Origin of the sequence: Hydrogenophaga crassostreae (assembly GCF_001761385.1) — a bacterium.
Taxonomy (GTDB): Bacteria; Pseudomonadota; Gammaproteobacteria; order Burkholderiales; family Burkholderiaceae_C; genus Hydrogenophaga; species Hydrogenophaga crassostreae.
In genome coordinates, this window is record NZ_CP017476.1 from 4,192,611 (window position 1) to 4,209,032 (window position 16,422).

General features: G+C 60.5%; 18 protein-coding genes. 9 read left to right on the forward strand and 9 right to left on the reverse strand.

Annotated elements, in window-relative coordinates:
* Positions 1-60: 60 nt before the first annotated feature.
* The 4 genes from LPB072_RS19380 to LPB072_RS19395 form a co-directional block, all read right to left on the reverse strand.
* Positions 61-603, reverse strand: a complete 543-nt coding sequence (locus tag LPB072_RS19380) for a chemotaxis protein CheW (RefSeq protein ID WP_066086773.1) — start codon at positions 601-603, stop codon at positions 61-63.
* A gap of 35 nt (positions 604-638) precedes the next feature.
* Positions 639-1,004, reverse strand: coding sequence for a response regulator transcription factor (locus LPB072_RS19385; RefSeq protein WP_066086770.1), 366 nt, complete (start codon positions 1,002-1,004; stop codon positions 639-641).
* Positions 1,004-1,384 carry a response regulator gene (locus LPB072_RS19390; protein ID WP_066086768.1) on the reverse strand — a complete coding sequence of 127 codons (381 nt, stop codon included), beginning with the start codon at positions 1,382-1,384 and terminating at the stop codon, positions 1,004-1,006. Before LPB072_RS19390 ends, LPB072_RS19385 begins: the two co-directional genes overlap by 1 nt.
* 102 nt (positions 1,385-1,486) lie before the next feature.
* A complete protein-coding gene (locus LPB072_RS19395) occupies positions 1,487-1,660 on the reverse strand; it encodes a rubredoxin (protein WP_066086766.1) in 174 nt (57 codons plus the stop codon).
* A gap of 124 nt (positions 1,661-1,784) precedes the next feature.
* Here LPB072_RS19395 and thiD point away from each other — a divergent pair, with 124 nt between their 5' ends.
* Together thiD and hemL are read left to right on the forward strand one after the other, a co-directional pair.
* Positions 1,785-2,714, forward strand: coding sequence for a bifunctional hydroxymethylpyrimidine kinase/phosphomethylpyrimidine kinase (gene thiD / locus LPB072_RS19400; RefSeq protein ID WP_066087195.1), 930 nt, complete (start codon positions 1,785-1,787; stop codon positions 2,712-2,714).
* A gap of 141 nt (positions 2,715-2,855) precedes the next feature.
* Positions 2,856-4,151 (forward strand): glutamate-1-semialdehyde 2,1-aminomutase, encoded by a 1,296-nt coding sequence (gene hemL, locus LPB072_RS19405; protein WP_066086763.1) that lies wholly within the window; start codon positions 2,856-2,858, stop codon positions 4,149-4,151.
* An 89-nt stretch (positions 4,152-4,240) separates the two neighbouring features.
* On the opposite strand, the gene purH is transcribed toward hemL, so the two are convergent.
* Genes purH through dusB form a run of 3 tightly spaced genes read right to left on the reverse strand, consistent with a single transcriptional unit; the run spans position 4,241 to position 7,186 of the window.
* Complete coding sequence (purH, locus tag LPB072_RS19410) at positions 4,241-5,827, reverse strand: bifunctional phosphoribosylaminoimidazolecarboxamide formyltransferase/IMP cyclohydrolase (protein ID WP_066086760.1); 1,587 nt, start codon at positions 5,825-5,827, stop codon at positions 4,241-4,243.
* 53 nt (positions 5,828-5,880) lie between these two features.
* Entirely contained in the window at positions 5,881-6,120 is a 240-nt protein-coding gene (locus LPB072_RS19415) for a Fis family transcriptional regulator (RefSeq protein ID WP_066086757.1), read from the reverse strand.
* A 28-nt stretch (positions 6,121-6,148) separates the two neighbouring features.
* Positions 6,149-7,186 (reverse strand): tRNA dihydrouridine synthase DusB, encoded by a 1,038-nt coding sequence (gene dusB / locus LPB072_RS19420; RefSeq protein ID WP_066086754.1) that lies wholly within the window; start codon positions 7,184-7,186, stop codon positions 6,149-6,151.
* A 126-nt stretch (positions 7,187-7,312) separates the two neighbouring features.
* On the opposite strand from dusB, the gene LPB072_RS19425 reads away from it, so the two are divergent.
* Together LPB072_RS19425 and LPB072_RS19430 are read left to right on the forward strand one after the other, a co-directional pair.
* On the forward strand, positions 7,313-7,795 hold the full coding sequence (locus LPB072_RS19425) for a YqaA family protein (protein WP_066086751.1): 483 nt from the start codon (positions 7,313-7,315) through the stop codon (positions 7,793-7,795).
* Between the two features lie 68 nt (positions 7,796-7,863).
* A complete protein-coding gene (locus LPB072_RS19430; protein ID WP_066086749.1) occupies positions 7,864-9,039 on the forward strand; it encodes an MFS transporter in 1,176 nt (391 codons plus the stop codon).
* Here the strand turns inward: LPB072_RS19430 and LPB072_RS19435 are convergent.
* Both LPB072_RS19435 and ychF read right to left on the reverse strand, forming a co-directional pair.
* Positions 9,024-9,800, reverse strand: a complete 777-nt coding sequence (locus LPB072_RS19435) for an RNA pseudouridine synthase (RefSeq protein WP_066086746.1) — start codon at positions 9,798-9,800, stop codon at positions 9,024-9,026. The genes LPB072_RS19430 and LPB072_RS19435 overlap by 16 nt on opposite strands.
* 8 nt (positions 9,801-9,808) lie before the next feature.
* On the reverse strand, positions 9,809-10,900 hold the full coding sequence (ychF, locus tag LPB072_RS19440; protein WP_066086744.1) for a redox-regulated ATPase YchF: 1,092 nt from the start codon (positions 10,898-10,900) through the stop codon (positions 9,809-9,811).
* A 262-nt stretch (positions 10,901-11,162) separates the two neighbouring features.
* Between ychF and LPB072_RS19445 the strand changes: the two genes are divergently transcribed.
* From LPB072_RS19445 to LPB072_RS19465, 5 genes are all read left to right on the forward strand, one after another.
* Complete coding sequence (locus tag LPB072_RS19445) at positions 11,163-11,996, forward strand: phosphogluconate dehydrogenase C-terminal domain-containing protein (RefSeq protein ID WP_066086741.1); 834 nt, start codon at positions 11,163-11,165, stop codon at positions 11,994-11,996.
* Positions 11,997-12,067: 71 nt separating this feature from the next.
* Positions 12,068-13,012 (forward strand): D-ribose ABC transporter substrate-binding protein, encoded by a 945-nt coding sequence (locus LPB072_RS19450; protein WP_066086739.1) that lies wholly within the window; start codon positions 12,068-12,070, stop codon positions 13,010-13,012.
* A 95-nt stretch (positions 13,013-13,107) separates the two neighbouring features.
* The gene (locus LPB072_RS19455; protein ID WP_157694113.1) at positions 13,108-13,788 is read left to right on the forward strand and encodes a DUF2291 family protein; all 681 of its coding nucleotides are present in this window, start codon (positions 13,108-13,110) and stop codon (positions 13,786-13,788) included.
* Positions 13,785-15,332, forward strand: coding sequence for a sugar ABC transporter ATP-binding protein (locus tag LPB072_RS19460; protein ID WP_066086737.1), 1,548 nt, complete (start codon positions 13,785-13,787; stop codon positions 15,330-15,332). Before LPB072_RS19455 ends, LPB072_RS19460 begins: the two co-directional genes overlap by 4 nt.
* A gap of 25 nt (positions 15,333-15,357) precedes the next feature.
* On the forward strand, positions 15,358-16,422 hold the full coding sequence (locus tag LPB072_RS19465; protein WP_066086734.1) for an ABC transporter permease: 1,065 nt from the start codon (positions 15,358-15,360) through the stop codon (positions 16,420-16,422).

Below are 16,422 nucleotides of genomic sequence, written 5' to 3' on the forward strand. Positions count from 1 at the left end.
CGGCCGATAAAACGAACACCCCAAACAACCCAGCGAGCCACGCTACGTGGCCTCGACAAGTCATCCGCTGGCAATATTCAAAAACCCAGCATCGCCGGCCAAGAGCTGCAAATCCAGCTCCTGCCACTCAACCCCTTGGGCATCCACCAACACCCGCCCCAAGAACGCTTGAGCATCTTTGGCGCGCTCTCCCAGCGCACTGAACATGGCGGGATTCTTCAGACCCAATAACCTGTCGACCCACAGAACCGCATTCACTTCAAGTGCTGGGTGCAGACTGATCAGCCTGGACTCGGATGTCACGCGATCCAGGGTCGTCCCTGTCGGCGCCTGAGCGCCAACGCCCGGCAATGCCGCCAAATCGACAACCCCATACAAGCCACCACGCAAAGCGGCCACGCCCAGGTACCAGGGATGGGTATACGGCACCAACTGAACCGGCGCCCAGGAAAAAATCTCACCCGACTGCACCAATGGCAGCAAAAAACGCTGGCCAGACACCTCGACAGCCAGCCAGGAAACACCGGCAGCATCGGTTTTGGCCGCACTGAGTCGGCGAGCCAAGCGGTCTTGTAAATCTCTGAGTGACTGTCGCTGGGCCATTTTTTATATTTGGGTTGGCGGGATCGCGTCAGGCATCAGCCCAATGCCCGAATTTTCGACAACAATTCTTCGGCGTTGACCGGCTTGGTGACGTAATCACGGGCACCCTGGCGCATGCCCCAAACCCGATCGGTCTCCTGATTCTTGCTGGTGCACATGATGATCGGGATGGTGGAAAACTGCGGATCACGGGCAATCGCCCGCGTCAACTGAAAACCATTCTGTCCGGGCATCACCACATCCATCAAAATCAGCTCAGGCTTTTCTTCCGCAAGTCGACGAAAGGCTTCTTCAGCGTTCTCAGCGGTTCGCACGCTGTAGCCATTTTTCCCCAAGAGATCGGTCAAGACCATCAACTCGGTCTTGGAATCATCTACCACGAGTACTTTATGAATTGGCATTAGGCTGCTCCAGTGGTCAAGTTGGTACCAAATTGCTGCACCGCTTGCAGCAACTGATCTTTGGTAAAGGGTTTGGTGAGGTACTCCTCGGAGCCCACCATGCGCCCCCGAGCCTTATCGAAAACACCATCTTTCGATGACAGCATCACCACCGGGATGGTGGCAAAGCGCGGGTTTCGCTTGATGATGGCGCATGTCTGATAACCATCCAGCCGCGGCATCAGGATGTCGCAAAACACCAGGTCGGGCTGGTAGTCATTGATTTTGGCCAAGGCATCAAACCCATCCTCGGCCAGCAGAACCTCATGGCCACCTTGCTTGAGAAAGATTTCTGCGCTGCGTCGAATGGTGTTGCTGTCATCAACGACCAGCACTTTCATGGCGGTAGAGGTGCTCACGGTGGTCGAACTCCAGTAAAAAAGGTCAAGTCAAATTGCCGATAGCTGCCAGGTGAACCCTGGCAACAAAGGGGAAGGCCAGGGTCAGAACTGCACCATTTCGAAATCTTCTTTCCGGGCCCCGCATTCAGGGCACGTCCAATTCATGGGCACATCTGCCCACGGTGTCCCGGCGGCAATGCCATGCTCGGGCGCACCTGCAGCTTCGTCGTAAATCCAGCCGCAAATCAGGCACATCCAGGTCTTGGCGTCGGTCATGTTCTCACAAGGCGTTGTCTTAGAATCGGAACATTGTATAGAGGCGGGCATGCTCGCCGGAGCGGCTTACCCTAAGCAACGCCCAACAGATGTCAAACGCACGCCGCTGCGGCAACGGCCCTTCATGTCCGACACCCCCACCACCCCTCCCCTGACACCCTCGATAGAAGACGCTGAACCGTCGCTCCCATGCGTCATGGTCTTCAATGCCAACGACCCCAGCGGCGCTGGCGGGCTCGCCGCCGACCTGAGCGCCATGGGCAGTGCGTCTGCGCACGTGCTCGCCGTGGTCACGGGCACCTATGTCCGCGACACCACAGAAATTCACGACCACTTCCCGTTTGATGACGAAGCGGTGACCGACCAGGCGCGCTGTGCACTGGAAGACATGCCGGTGCAGGCATTCAAAGTTGGGTTTGTAGGCAGCGCCGAGAACCTGAGCGCCATCGCAGCCATCGCCACCGACTACACAGAAATTCCGGTCATTACCTACATGCCAGACCTTTCCTGGTGGGATGAGGTCGAGATCGACAACTACCTGGATGCTTGCGCGGAGTTGATGCTGCCGCAAACCACGGTGTTGGTCGGCAACCACAGTACGCTTTGCCGGTGGCTGCTGCCAGACTGGGATGGCGACAAGCCGCCACCGCCAAGAGAGGTGGCCCGTGCGGCTGCTGTGCATGGCGTCCCCTACACGCTGGTCACCGGATTCAACGCGGCCGACCAGTATCTGGAGAGCCACCTTGCCAGCCCGGAAACGGTGCTCGCGACCGCCCGCTATGAACGCTTTGAGGCCACCTTCAGCGGCGCTGGCGACACCTTGTCGGCAGCCCTTTGCGCCTTGATCGCAAATGGCATGGATTTGCAGGCGGCCTGCGCAGAGGCTCTCACCTATCTCGATCAATGCCTTGATGCCGGGTTTCAGCCGGGCATGGGCCATGCCGTGCCCGACCGGATGTTCTGGGCACACTCCGACGACGAAGACGAGGTCGAGCCCAGCAGTAAAAACACCCTGGGAACAGAGGACTTCCCCCTCGACACCACCAAACACTGACCATGGCCTTTGTTTGTCGGTTTTCCTCCGATCACATCCTCCTTGCAACAAAAACCTAGCCTCTGAACACCGTTGCGGTATGCCTGCCTCCTGCAGAGTGGATGCGCAGATCAGGCCCCGCACTTGAACCTGAGAAACGCCATGACCGACCGCAACCAAGAACTCTTCGACCGCGCAAAAGCCCTGATTCCCGGAGGTGTCAACTCCCCTGTGCGCGCCTTCAAGGCCGTAGGCGGAACGCCGCGCTTCGTGCAACGCGCCCAAGGCGCGTACTTCTGGGATGCCAACGGCCAAAAGTACATCGACTACATCGGCTCCTGGGGCCCGATGATCCTGGGTCATGGCCACCCCGCCGTGCTGGAAGCGGTGCAAAAAGCCGCGCTGGAGGGATTCTCTTTCGGCGCACCGACCGAGCGCGAAGTGGAGCTCGCCGAAGAAATCATCAAGCTGGTGCCCAGCATCGACATGGTGCGACTTGTCAGTTCGGGCACCGAAGCAGGCATGAGCGCCATCCGACTGGCGCGTGGCGCCACAGGTCGCAAAAAGATCATCAAGTTTGAAGGCTGCTACCACGGCCATGCCGATGCCCTGCTGGTGAAGGCTGGCTCCGGCCTGGCCACGTTTGGTGCCGCCACCAGCGCTGGCGTGCCGCCCGAGGTGGTTCAACACACCCTGGTTCTGGAGTACAACAACGTTGAACAGATCGAAGCCGCATTCGCCGAACACGGGGCCGACGTGGCCTGCCTGATCATCGAGCCCATCGCCGGCAACATGAACTTCGTGCGCGCCTCGGTGCCCTTCATGAAACGCTGCCGCGAGCTGTGTACCGAACACGGCGCCCTGTTTGCTTTTGACGAAGTGATGACCGGATTCCGCGTGGCCCTGGGCTGTGCACAAAGCGTGTACGCCAAACTGATCCCCGGTTTCGAGCCCGACATGACCATCATGGGCAAAGTCATCGGTGGTGGCATGCCCCTGGCCGCCTTCGGGGCCAAGCGGGCAGTGATGGAGCAGCTCGCGCCTTTGGGGGCGGTCTACCAGGCGGGCACGTTGAGCGGCAACCCGATTGCCACCGCTTGTGGTCTGGCCACGCTGAAAGAAATCCAGAAGCCAGGCTTCTTCGAGGCGCTCTCGGCCACCACACGTTCACTGGTGGACGGCTTGACCGCCGCCGCCAAGGCAGAAGGCGTGCCCTTTTGCGGTGACAGCCAGGGCGGCATGTTCGGCGTGTTCCTTTTTGATGAACTGCCGCAGAACTACGCCAAGGTCATGACCACCGAAAACGCACGTTTCAACAAACTTTTCCACGGCCTGCTGGACCGCGGTGTCTACATCGCACCAGCGCTGTACGAAGCCGGCTTCGTGAGCTCAGCCCACACGGCGCAAGACATCGCCGACACAGTGGCCGCCGCCAAAGAAGTCTTCAAGACCCTGTAAGCAAAAAAGGCACCTCGCCGGGAGCGAGATGCCTTTCATCCGAGGGCGCCGCCGAACCGGCTTCGCCGGGCCGCAAGCGGCGCGGGGGGTCAGTGTCTGAAGTGGCGCACGCCGGTCGTCACCATCACCACGCCGCGCTCATCCGCCGCATCGATCACTTCCTGATCGCGCATGGAGCCACCCGGCTGGATCACGCAGGTCGCGCCTTGGTCGATCACGACATCGAGGCCATCGCGGAAGGGAAAGAAGGCATCGCTGGCGACGGCCGTGCCTTGCAGGGTCAGGTTGGCGTGGCCGGCCTTGATGCTGGCGATGCGCGCCGAATCGAGGCGACTCATCTGCCCCGCGCCCACGCCCATGGTCATGCCGTCTTTGCAGAACACGATGGCATTGGATTTCACGAACTTCGCGACCTTCCAGGCGAACAGCAGGTCTTCCAGTTGTTGCTCGGTGGGCTGCAGCTTGGTGACCACTTTCAGATCGGCGCGGTTCAGCACATGGTTGTCGGCGCTCTGGATCAACATGCCTGAGCCCACGCGCTTGGTATCGCTGGCGTTCAACCCCTTGTCCCAGGCGGTAGCACCGCCCTTTGGTAGGGCAATTTCCAGCACGCGCACATTGGCCTTGGCCTTGAAAATCGCCAGCGCCTCTTCGCTGTAGGCCGGCGCCATCAGCACTTCGACAAACTGCTTGCTCACCGCTTCGGCCGCGGCTTTGTCAACCGGGCGGTTGAACGCGATGATGCCGCCGAAGGCGCTGGTGGGGTCGGTCTGGAAGGCCTTGCTGTAGCTCTCCAGCGCATCTTTGCCCATGGCCACGCCGCAAGGGTTGGCGTGTTTCACGATCACGCAGGCGGGTACGTCAAAACACTTGACACACTCCCAGGCCGCATCGGCATCGGCAATGTTGTTGTAGCTGAGTTCCTTGCCTTGCAACTGCTTGGCCGTGACCAGCGAGCCAGGTGCCGGGTAGAGATCGCGGTAGAACGCGGCTGCCTGGTGCGGGTTTTCGCCATAGCGCAGGTCCTGCAGCTTGATGAAACGGCCGTTGGCCTGGCCCGGGAAGGCGCTCATCTTGGGCACACTCACACCGGCTTCGAACTCGATGCTGGAGAGGTAGTCGCTGATCGCGCCGTCGTACTGGCTGATGCGGTTGAAGGCGGCGACCGACAGCGCGAAGCGCGTCTTGTCGCTCAGTTTGCCGCTGGCCTTCAGTTCATCGATCACGGCAGGGTACTGGGCCGCATCGGTCAATACCGCCACGTCTTTCCAGTTTTTGGCCGCGCTGCGCACCATGGCCGGGCCTCCGATGTCAATGTTTTCGATCGCATCTTCCAGCGTGCAGCCGGGCTTGGCCACGGTGGCCTCAAACGGATACAGGTTGACGATGAGCAAGTCGATGGTGTCGATGCCATGCGTCTTCAACGCCGCCATGTGCTCGGGCACATCGCGGCGCGCGAGCAGACCGCCGTGAACCTTGGGGTGCAACGTTTTCACGCGACCATCGAGCATCTCGGGAAACGCGGTGACCTCGGCCACCTCGGTCACCGGCAATCCTTTTTCCGCGAGCAGCTTGGCGGTGCCGCCGGTAGAGATCAAGGACACCCCCAGGCCGTGCAGGGTTTGAGCGAGTTCAACAATGCCGGTTTTGTCGGAGACGGAGATCAGAGCGCGCATGGGGTCAGCCTAAGAGATGGTGAAAAGAAAAAAATGGGTTGGCGGCACACGACTCACTCAATGAGCCCGTGCTCCAGCAGTTTTTTGCGCAGCGTGTTGCGGTTGAGGCCCAGCCATTGGGCTGCACGCGACTGGTTGTTTTGTGATTGCTGCATGACGACTTCAAGCAAGGGTTTTTCCACCGCTTTGACCAGCATGTCGTGCAGTCCAGCGGGGTCGGTGCCGTTGAGGTCCTGAAAATAGACTTCCAGACTGTCCCGAACGCAGTCATGCAGGTTGTTGTGCTTGCTCATAGAAAACTCTTGGTGCTCCTCGCCGCGCTCATGCTGCCAGCTTCCATTCTTCTGTTTTTGTGAAATCGGTTGGGCCCATGCTGGCCCATTGATCAAAGTGAAACGCCACGGCATCGAGTTGTGCTTCGGCGGTGGTCAAGCCATTGATGCGCTCGCGGAACGCAGCAAATGCGTTCACGGGCAATGGCAGGGAGCGTGCATACCAGCCCAGGTGTTTGCGCGCGCTGCGCACACCGGTGTACTCGCCATACAGGGCGTAATGGTCATGCAGGTGCTCGATCAGCCAGCCCTTGACGTCGACCAAATCAGGGGCAGGCAGGTGCTCGCCGGTAGCCAGAAAATGCGCGATTTCGCGAAAAATCCAGGGGCGGCCCTGGGCTGCGCGGCCAATCATGATGGCGTCGGCACCCGTGCACGCGAGCACATCGCGGGCAGCTTCGGGCGAATCAATGTCGCCGTTGGCCACCACGGGGATGTTCACCCGGCTCTTGATCAGCGCCACGGTGTCATGCTCTGCAAGACCTTTGTAGCCTTGCTCACGTGTGCGGCCATGCACAGTCAGCATTTGCACACCAGCGCTTTCAGCGGCCAGCGCCAGCGTGGGCGCGTTGCGCACATCGGCGCACCAGCCGGTGCGCATTTTCAACGTCACGGGCACACCGTGCGGTGCACAGGCCTTGACCACTGCCTCAACGATGCCAATCGCCAGCGCTTCATCTTGCATCAGAGCCGAACCGGCCCACTTGTTGCACACTTTTTTGGCTGGGCAACCCATGTTGATATCGATGATCTGGGCGCCACGATCGATGTTGTAGCGCGCCGCATCGGCCATCATCTGCGCCTCGGTACCCGCAATCTGCACGGCGATCGGCGCGGCCTCGCCGTCGTGGTTGGCACGGCGCGAGGTCTTCAGGCTGTCTTGCAGGTCGGGGCGGGAAGTCACCATCTCACTCACAGCGTAGCCTGCGCCCAACTGTTTGCACAGTTTGCGGAAGGGCCGGTCTGTCACGCCGGCCATGGGCGCGACGAACAAAGCGTTGGGCAGGGTGTACGGACCCAGTTGCATGAGCGTGTGAGAATCGGACGGCATGGGGATCGGCGCGAAAACGCCAGAGGGATGGGCATTGTATCTGCCTGTTTTTTCAGCAGGTGATATGCGAGCCCCTTTTTTTTTCGAGACAACCCACCTCCTATGCCCGACTGGCTCACTTCCCTGCTGCATTGGCTGGCCATGCCCGAAGCCGGCCTGGGGGCGCTGTTCGTGGTGGCGTTCGTTTCAGCCACCCTGCTGCCCATGGGCTCTGAGGCGGCGCTCTTCGGGCTGCTCAAACTCAACCCCGAGCTCCTGTGGCCGGCCATCGCCGTGGCCACCGTGGGCAATACGCTGGGCGGTGCAGTCTCGTGGTGGATGGGGGCGGTCGCACACAAAGCGGTCGACAAAGCCCGCCACCGCGCCACCGAGTTGCATGCTCTCGCTTGGCTCAAACGTTTTGGCCCCAGGGCCTGTTTGATGTCCTGGTTGCCGTTGATCGGCGATCCGTTGTGTGCCATTGCCGGCTGGTTGAAGTTTCCCTTTTGGCCCTGCGTCGCCTACATGGCCATCGGCAAGCTGCTGCGCTATCTGGTGCTCACCCTTGCGCTGCTGAAGGTGTTCCCTGGGGGACTGCCTTTGTGAGCGTTTGGGGGGAATGGCCCTGATACTCAGACCCTTGTTTCGCCGCAGCGGGGCAAATCAAGCCCCCTATGCCATCAAACACCGCACTTCCCACCGACCCCGCACGCGCTCTTTGGGCCTTGATGGTTGGCAACGTGGTGATCGGTACCGGCGTGATGATGGTGCCCGGCGCGCTCAACGACATCAGCCGCTCGCTGGCGATCTCCATTCCCCAGGCGGGGCAGCTCATCACGGCGGCAGCAATCTTGATGGGCTTGGGTGCGCCGCTGTTCGCCAGCATCGTGGCGGGCTGGGACCGTCGCAAGTTGTTGGCGCTTTCATTGATCTGGTATGGCGTGATGACGGGTATCAGCGCCTTCGCACCCAACTACGAATTGCTGCTGCCCCTGCGCGTGCTCACCGTGATTTCACCCGCCATCTTCACGCCGCAGGCGGCCGCCAGCGTGGGCCTCATGGTCTCGCCCGAGAAGCGCGGGCGCGCCATCACCTTCGTGTTCCTGGGCTGGTCGGTGGCTTCCGTCATGGGCATGCCGCTATCGGCCTGGATAGCAGGCGCATCGAGCTGGCGCTGGGCATTTGCCCTGGTAGCGGTTTCATCATTGATCGTTGCCGCCTGGATCTGGCAGGTAATGCCCACCGGCATCCGTCCGGCCGCACTCACGCGCCGTGCCTGGGGTCAAACGTTGGGATCGTCCGCCATGATGCTGACCCTGAGCGTGACACTGACCTATTCGTTTGGCCAGTTCATTCTGTTTTCCTATTTCGCGCCCTACCTGAACCAGACCATCGGCGCCACCAGCGGCACGATTGCCTTGATGTTTCTGTGGTTCGGGGCGTTTGGTCTGGCCGGTAACCTGGGCCTTTCGCACTGGGTCGACCGCCTTGGCGCCCCGCGAGCCGTGCTCATCACTTTGGCCCTGATCGCTTTGAGCCTGCTGCTGTGGCCGCTGGGACGCCACGGTTTCTGGCCGCAGGCGCTGATCGCCGTACCCTGGGCATTGGGCTGCTTTTCTTCGAACTCAGCCCAGCAGGCCCGGCTGGTTCACCAGTCACCCGAGTTGGCGCCCGCCAGCGTTGCGCTCAACACCTCTGCCATGTACGGCGGCCAAGCCATGGGCGCTGCGTTGGGCGGCCTGCTGATTGCGAATGGCCATTTGCTGCGACTTCACGAAGCAAGCCTGGGAGTGATGCTGGTGGCGATGGCCCTGAGTGTCTGGGCCGCCAAGGTTCAAAACCGCTCGTAGCCGAGGAGGTAGCGCCACTCGCCTTCGGGCAAGCCGGTCAGGCCAATACGGCCCAGGCGCATGCGGTGTATGCCTGTCGCCTGCACACCTGCCCGCTTGCACAGGTGGGGCACCTGCCCTGTCACTGCGCCCTTGATCGCCAGGCGCAGCCGCAGTTCACTCTGCCAGCTGGCTTTCGCATTGGGCATGGCCCAGCCATCGAAGAACACGGTTTTTTGCAGTGACTTGATGATCGCGTCGCGCCGGTCGGCATCGTCTTGCAGACCGGCTTCGCCGCGCACGCGCACCTGCCATTCGTGTTCGATCTGGCTCGATGTATCGGAAATTTTGTGGGCCACGCCCGGGTTCTGCGTGAACACCATCAACCCGCTGTCGCGCGATTCCAGCGGAGCCGCAGGAAACAGCTTGTGGAAATGCATCTTGAGCGGCCGGATGCCCGAACGGTCACCCTTGAACCTGTTGGCCGCAGTGAAGACGCCAGCCGCCCACGCATCGGGGGCCGGTGACGCATCGGGCATGGCCTGGCCCGATGGTTTGTGCCAGATCAGCGTGACCGATTCCAGGCTTTCCAGTTTGGCCTTGGCATCGAGCGTGACCACTTGGGCGTCGTGCACGCGGGCCATCGGCTCTTCCACCACCTGGCCATCCACACGCACCCAGCCACCTGCAATGTAGCTCTCGGCATCGCTGCGCGAGCACGGCAACTGGTTCGCCAGCCGCTTGGCCAGGCGCTGTGGCTCGGGCCGTGCAGCTTGGTTCATGGGTGGGCTTAAGAAGAGAAGAGGAAGTTCATCACGTCGCCATCCTTGACCACGTATTCCTTGCCTTCTGCGCGCATCTTGCCCGCGTCTTTGGCGCCCTGTTCGCCTTTGTAGGTGATGAAGTCGTCAAACGCGATGGTCTGCGCGCGGATGTAGCCCTTCTCGAAATCTGTGTGGATCACGCCAGCGGCCTGCGGACCGGTGTCACCCTTGTGGATGGTCCAGGCACGCACCTCTTTCACACCAGCGGTGAAATAGGTTTGCAAGCCCAACAACTGGTAGGCCGCACGGATCAGGCGGTTCAGGCCCGGCTCGTCCTGGCCCAGCTCCTTGAGGAATTCCATGCGATCGGCATCGTCCATCTCGGACAGCTCGGCTTCGATCTTGGCGCAAATGGCCACCACCGGCGCGTTCTGCTTCTCGGCAAAAGCTTTCAGGCGGTCGAGCATGGGGTTGTTTTCGAAGCCGTCTTCCGACACGTTGGCCACGAACATCGCCGGCTTGGCCGTGATCAGGAAAAACTGTTTGAGCTGAATCAGCTCGTCTTTGCTGAAGTCGATGGTGCGCACCGGCTGGGTATCGTTCAACGCTGTCTGGCACTTTTCCAGAATCGCCACTTGCTTGATCGACTCCTTGTCACCCGAGCGCGCGGTTTTCTGCACGCGGTGCAGCGCCTTTTCCACGGCGGCGAGATCGGCCAGGCAGAGTTCGGTCTGGATCACTTCAATGTCAGCGATCGGGTCAATCTTGTTGGCCACGTGGATCACGTTGTCGTCTTCAAAGCAGCGCACCACGTTGACGATCGCATCGGTTTCGCGGATGTGGGCCAGAAACTTGTTGCCCAGGCCTTCACCGGTGCTCGCACCGGCCACCAGACCAGCGATATCCACGAACTCAACAATGGCCGGCACCACACGCTCGGGCTCAACGATGGCAGCCAGATGGGTCAGGCGTGTATCGGGGACTTCCACCACACCCGTATTGGGTTCGATGGTGCAGAAAGGGTAGTTTTCGGCCGCGATGCCCGCTTTGGTCAGCGCGTTGAAAAGGGTGGACTTGCCGACGTTGGGCAAGCCAACGATGCCGCATTGGAGACTCATGAAATACCTCGAAGAACAGCCTTCAAGTGTATTCGATGGTGCCGGGACACCCCGGCAACCCCAATGCCGCAGGCTGCACACCGCCTGAAATTTGCCCGACGACACACCGCACCAAGGGTCTGGGGAGACATGCCAACCCGTGGGGCTCTCTAGGTGAAAGCCCCTAGATGTGTTGATGTGTTGATGTGATCTACTCATCATACCAGTTGACGAAAACCCCTTTCTCTCCCGATCGTCGACGGCACTTAATGGAGTCACCACAATGAATTTACCCACCATCGCTTTGTTCGGTGCGGGCGGCAAGATGGGGGCGCGCCTGGCGCGCAACCTGCAGCGCAGCGACTACGTCGTGCGCCATGTAGAGGTCAGTGAAGTTGGGCAAAAACGCCTGAAAGACGAGCTGGGCATCACCTGCGTCGATGTGGACACTGCGCTGGCCGGCGTGGACGCGGTCATCCTCGCCGTGCCCGATACCGTGATCGGCAAGATTGCGGCCTCGATTTCGCCCAAGCTGAAAGCCGGCGTCATGGTCATCACTCTCGACGCTGCTGCGCCATTCGCGGGCCACCTGCCCGACCGGCCAGACCTGACCTATTTCGTCACCCACCCCTGCCACCCGTCCATCTTCAACTACGAAGAAGGTGACGAAGCCCGCCGAGACCACTTCGGTGGTCTGGCCGCCCCGCAGTCCATCGTCAACTCGTTGATGCAAGGGCCGGCAGACCAATACGACATCGGCGAAGCCATCGCACGCACGATCTACGCGCCCATACTGCGCTCCTACCCCATGACAGTGGAGCAGATGGCCTTGCTGGAACCAGGCCTGTCCGAAACCGTATGCGCCACATTGCTCGCGGTGATGCGCGACGGCATGGACGAAGTGGTCAAGCGCGGTGTGCCCAAAGAAGCCGCTCGCGATTTCCTGCTGGGCCACATGAACATTCTGGCCGCCGTGATCTTTGAAGAGATTCCTGGCGCCTTCTCCGATGCCTGCAACAAGGCCATCGAGTTCGGAAAACCCCGATTGATGCGAGACGACTGGCTGGATATCTTCAAGCCTGCCGAAATCGCCGACAGCATTAAGCGTATTACCTGATTCGACACGCTTATTCGAGGCGGAAACCGTCCGCCACCATCCCTTGGCAAGAAAAGAAAGTAGAGGCAAACATGTTCCCTTCCCGCAAACTCCTGGCCGCGATTCCGGCTGCATTGGTTCTGAGCTTTGGCGTCGCTTCGACCGCCAGCGCCAAGGACCTGATCGCCATCATCACGCCGTCCCACGACAATCCGTTCTTCAAGGCCGAAGCCGTGGGCGCCGAGGCGCGTGCGAAGGCATTGGGCTATGACACCCTGGTGCTGGTCCACGACGACGACGCAAACAAGCAGAACCAATTGTTTGATACCGCCATCGCCCGCAAAGCCAAGGCCATCATTCTGGACAACGCCGGCTCGGAAGCATCGGTTTCTGCGGTGAAGAAAGCCAAGGATGCGGGGATTCCGTCGTTCCTGATCGATCGCGAGATCAACACCACCGGCATCGCTGTGAGCCAGATCGTGTCGAACAACTACCAGGGCGCCCAGCTCGGTGCTGAAGAGTTCGTGAAGCTCATGAAGGAAAAAGGCAAGTACGTCGAGCTGGTGGGCCGCGAAGCCGACATCAACGCCGGTGTGCGTTCCAAGGGTTACCACGACGTGATCGACAAGTACAAAGGTCTGGAAATGGTCGCACGCCAGTCGGCCAACTGGAGCCAGCCTGAAGCCTTCAAGATCATGGAGAGCATTCTTCAGGCCAACCCCGACATCAAGGGTGTGATTTCCGGCAACGACACCATGGCCATGGGTGCCTGGGCCGCATTGGTTGCTGCCAAGCGAACCGATGTGATCGTGGTGGGCTTCGACGGCAGCAACGACGTGCGCGACTCGATCAAGAAGGGTGGCATCAAGGCCACCGTGTTGCAGCCGGCCTACCGCCAGGCCGAAGTGGCCGTTGAGCAGGCCGACAAGTTCCTCAAGACAGGTTCAACCGGTCTGCCTGAAAAGCAGCTGATGGACTGCGTACTGATCAACAGCAAAAACGCTGGCAAGCTGGAAACCTTCACGCTCGCCAAATAAGCAGGGGCATGCCGCCGAACAGATCACCTGTTCGGCGGCATCGATACGACCCACTGTCGGCACAATTTCTTCACTGGCCTAAAGCGCCCAGCGGCATGTACTCCACCAAGTTGATTCGAAATACGCCTGTCACCCTGCTTCTGGGTGCAATGGGCCTGATGCTGAGCGGTTGCAAGATCGAGCACAGAACAGAGGCCGAGAAGAAAGCGGCAACCTCGGTAGCGGGCAGCTTCGAAAACGCGTCCTTTGACCCCAAGGCTGAAGTTCAGGCCATGTGGGAAAGCAAGGTATTGCCTGCCATCGACAAGATGGCCGTCGACTACCCCACGCTCAAGGCGGCGATGGAACAAAACATGGATGAGGCCGGCGCCCAGCATGGGTACCGTGAAAAAGGCGAGAGCGGACCATGGAACATGGCCGTTCGAGCCGCCGGCGTGGTGGTGGCAGCGGAGACCGAACTCAGTGCAGGTACCGCAGACATTGACGTCGATGGCGATGGCAAGGCAGATCTGCAAGTCCAGATCGGGCCCGTGATCCGCGCCACAGCCATCCGTGACACCTTGCCGTTCATCTCGTTCACCAACTACACCAATCAGATTGATTTTGCCCAGCTTGCCAACGCGCTCAACGACCGAGCCTATGAAGCGGGCCTCAAAGACGTGGACCGCACCAAGTTGATCGGTCAAAAGGTGGACCTTGTGGGCGTCTTCACCGCCGACAACGGCGAAGACCTGCCAGTTGTAACCGCCACGTCGTTCAAGGTGGTTGGGCCATGACAACGCCACAACCGCATACAGAACACCCTGTGGTCTTGAGGCTGGAAGGTGTCAGCAAAATCTACCCCGGCACCATGGCACTCAAAAGCGTTGACTTCGACCTGCGCGCTGGCGCAGTGAACGTGCTTGTCGGTGAAAATGGCGCAGGCAAATCGACCATGATGAAAATCATTGCCGGTGTCGAGCAGCCCAGCGAAGGGCGCATTTTGCTGGATGGCAAACCCGTGCACCTGGGCAGCACCGAGCAGGCGAGAGCCAACGGCATCGGCATCGTTTTCCAGGAGCTGAACCTGTTCCCCAACATGAGCATCGCCGAAAACCTGTTCATCGGCCGTGAAGTGACCTCACCGTGGGGTGCCATTGAAAGGCAGGTTCACCGCGAAAAGGCCCAGGAATTGCTTCGCGAACTCGAACACGATCTGGATCCTGACCTGCTGGTCGGCGAGTTGCGCATCGGCCAGCAGCAGATCATCGAAATCGCCAAAGCCATGGCGCAAAACGCGCGCATCCTGATCCTCGACGAGCCCACCTCCGCGCTCAGCGCGCCCGAAGTGGAGATTCTGTTTCGCGTCATCAAGGATCTGAAATCGCGTGGCGTCGCAATCGTCTACATCTCGCACCGACTGGAAGAGCTGATCCGCATCGGTGACTACATCACCGTTCTGCGCGATGGGCGCATCACGGGTTCCTCGGTGATGTCCGAGGTCGACGTTCCATGGATCGTGAAGCAGATGGTGGGCGCGAGCACGCGCAACTTCGCACGCTCGGATGACCACGCCTTTGGTGACACCTTGCTGGAAGTCAGCAACGTCTTCTTGCCCCGCTCCGGTGCGCCAGGCTACCTGGTGGACGACATGAGCCTGACCCTGCGCGCAGGAGAAATCGTGGGCATCTATGGACTGATGGGCGCCGGGCGCACCGAACTCTTCGAGTGCATCTTCGGCTGCCATCCCGATCGCGCACGAGGCAGCGTCAAGCTGCTGGGCCAGGAGCTGATAGGCAAGGATGTGACCGCCTGCATCAACACCGGTCTGGCCCTGATTCCCGAAGACCGCAAGGCCGACGGTCTGGTGCATTCCATGTCAATTTCGGAGAACCTGACGCTGGCCAACCTGTGGCGCATGGCCAGGCGGTGGCACCTCAGCCCCAAGGTGGAAGGCTCAGAAACCCAACGCTTCATCCAATCGTTGTCCATCAAAGCCAAGCGACCGGAACTCGAAATCGGATCGCTCTCGGGCGGCAACCAGCAAAAGGTGGTGATCGGCCGCGCGCTGATGACCGACCCCAAGGTATTGCTGATGGACGAACCCAGCCGGGGAATCGATATCGGCGCCAAGGCCGACGTGTTCAAGGTCATGCGCGATCTTGCCAAAGCGGGCTTGGGCATTCTTTTTGTCACCTCCGATCTGGAAGAAGTCATGGCTTTGTCCGACCGAATCGTCGTCATGTCCAACGGCCGTCTCGCCGCCCAATTTGGTTTGGGTGAAGCCACCGAAGACGCGGTCGTTCTGGCCTCCAACAGCGGCCAGTTGCTGGCCGCCTGAACCAACCCATTCAGCACAAATCACCATGACCGCCACCGCCATCCACCCCTCCCCGTCGCCAGCGACTTCCTCCGGCGACAGTGCCTTGCTGCTGATCCTGAGATTGCGCACTTTCATCGCGCTGTTTCTGGTCGCGGGCTTTTTTGCCTTCATGGCGCCCAATTTCGTCAGCGCTGCCAACGCGCTGATCATGTCCAAGCACGTGGCCCTCAACGCCCTGCTGGCCATTGGCATGACCTACGTCATCGTGAGTGGCGGCATCGACCTCTCGGTGGGTTCGATCGTGGGCCTCACCGGCATGGTCGCAGGCGGCTTGATCCTGCACGGGCTCTCGGTGGGCGACTACGTGATCTACTTCAACGTCTTTGAAATCATCCTGATTTCGTTGGGCGTGGGCGTATTGGTGGGGGCCATCAACGGTGTGCTGATCACCGTGTTGAACGTGGCGCCCTTCATCGCCACCCTGGGAACGCTGTATGTGGCCCGCGGCATCGCCTTGCTGTCCTCCAATGGCGCCACATTTCCCAACCTGGAAGGCGCGGCGGAACACGGCACAACCGGCTTCCCGCTGATCGGCACCCTGAACTTTCTGGGCATTCCACTGGTGATCTGGCTGTTGATCGCGGTGGGCGTGGGCGCGGCCTATCTCGGTGCCCGCACTCCCCTGGGTCGCCACATTTACGCCGTGGGCGGCAACGAGCGCGCCGCCATGCTCTCGGGTGTGAAAGTCAAGCAGATCAAGTTTTTTGTCTACATGTTCTCCGGCCTGTGCGCATCCATCGTTGGCCTGGTCATTTCCTCCGAACTGGTGGCCTCCCACCCGATGACGGGCGAAACCTTTGAACTCAACGCCATCGCAGCAGCCGTCCTGGGCGGCACCTCGATGACGGGTGGCCGCGGCAAGATCGGCGGCACCATCATCGGCGCATTTGTGATCGGCATCCTTTCCGACGGCCTGGTGATGATGGGTGTGAGCTCGTTCTGGCAAACGGTGATCAAGGGCCTGGTCATCATTGCGGCTGTGGTGGTCGACCAGTTCCAGCAGCGCATGCAACAGCGCATGGCCTTGCAAATGCGTGCAGAGGCGTGA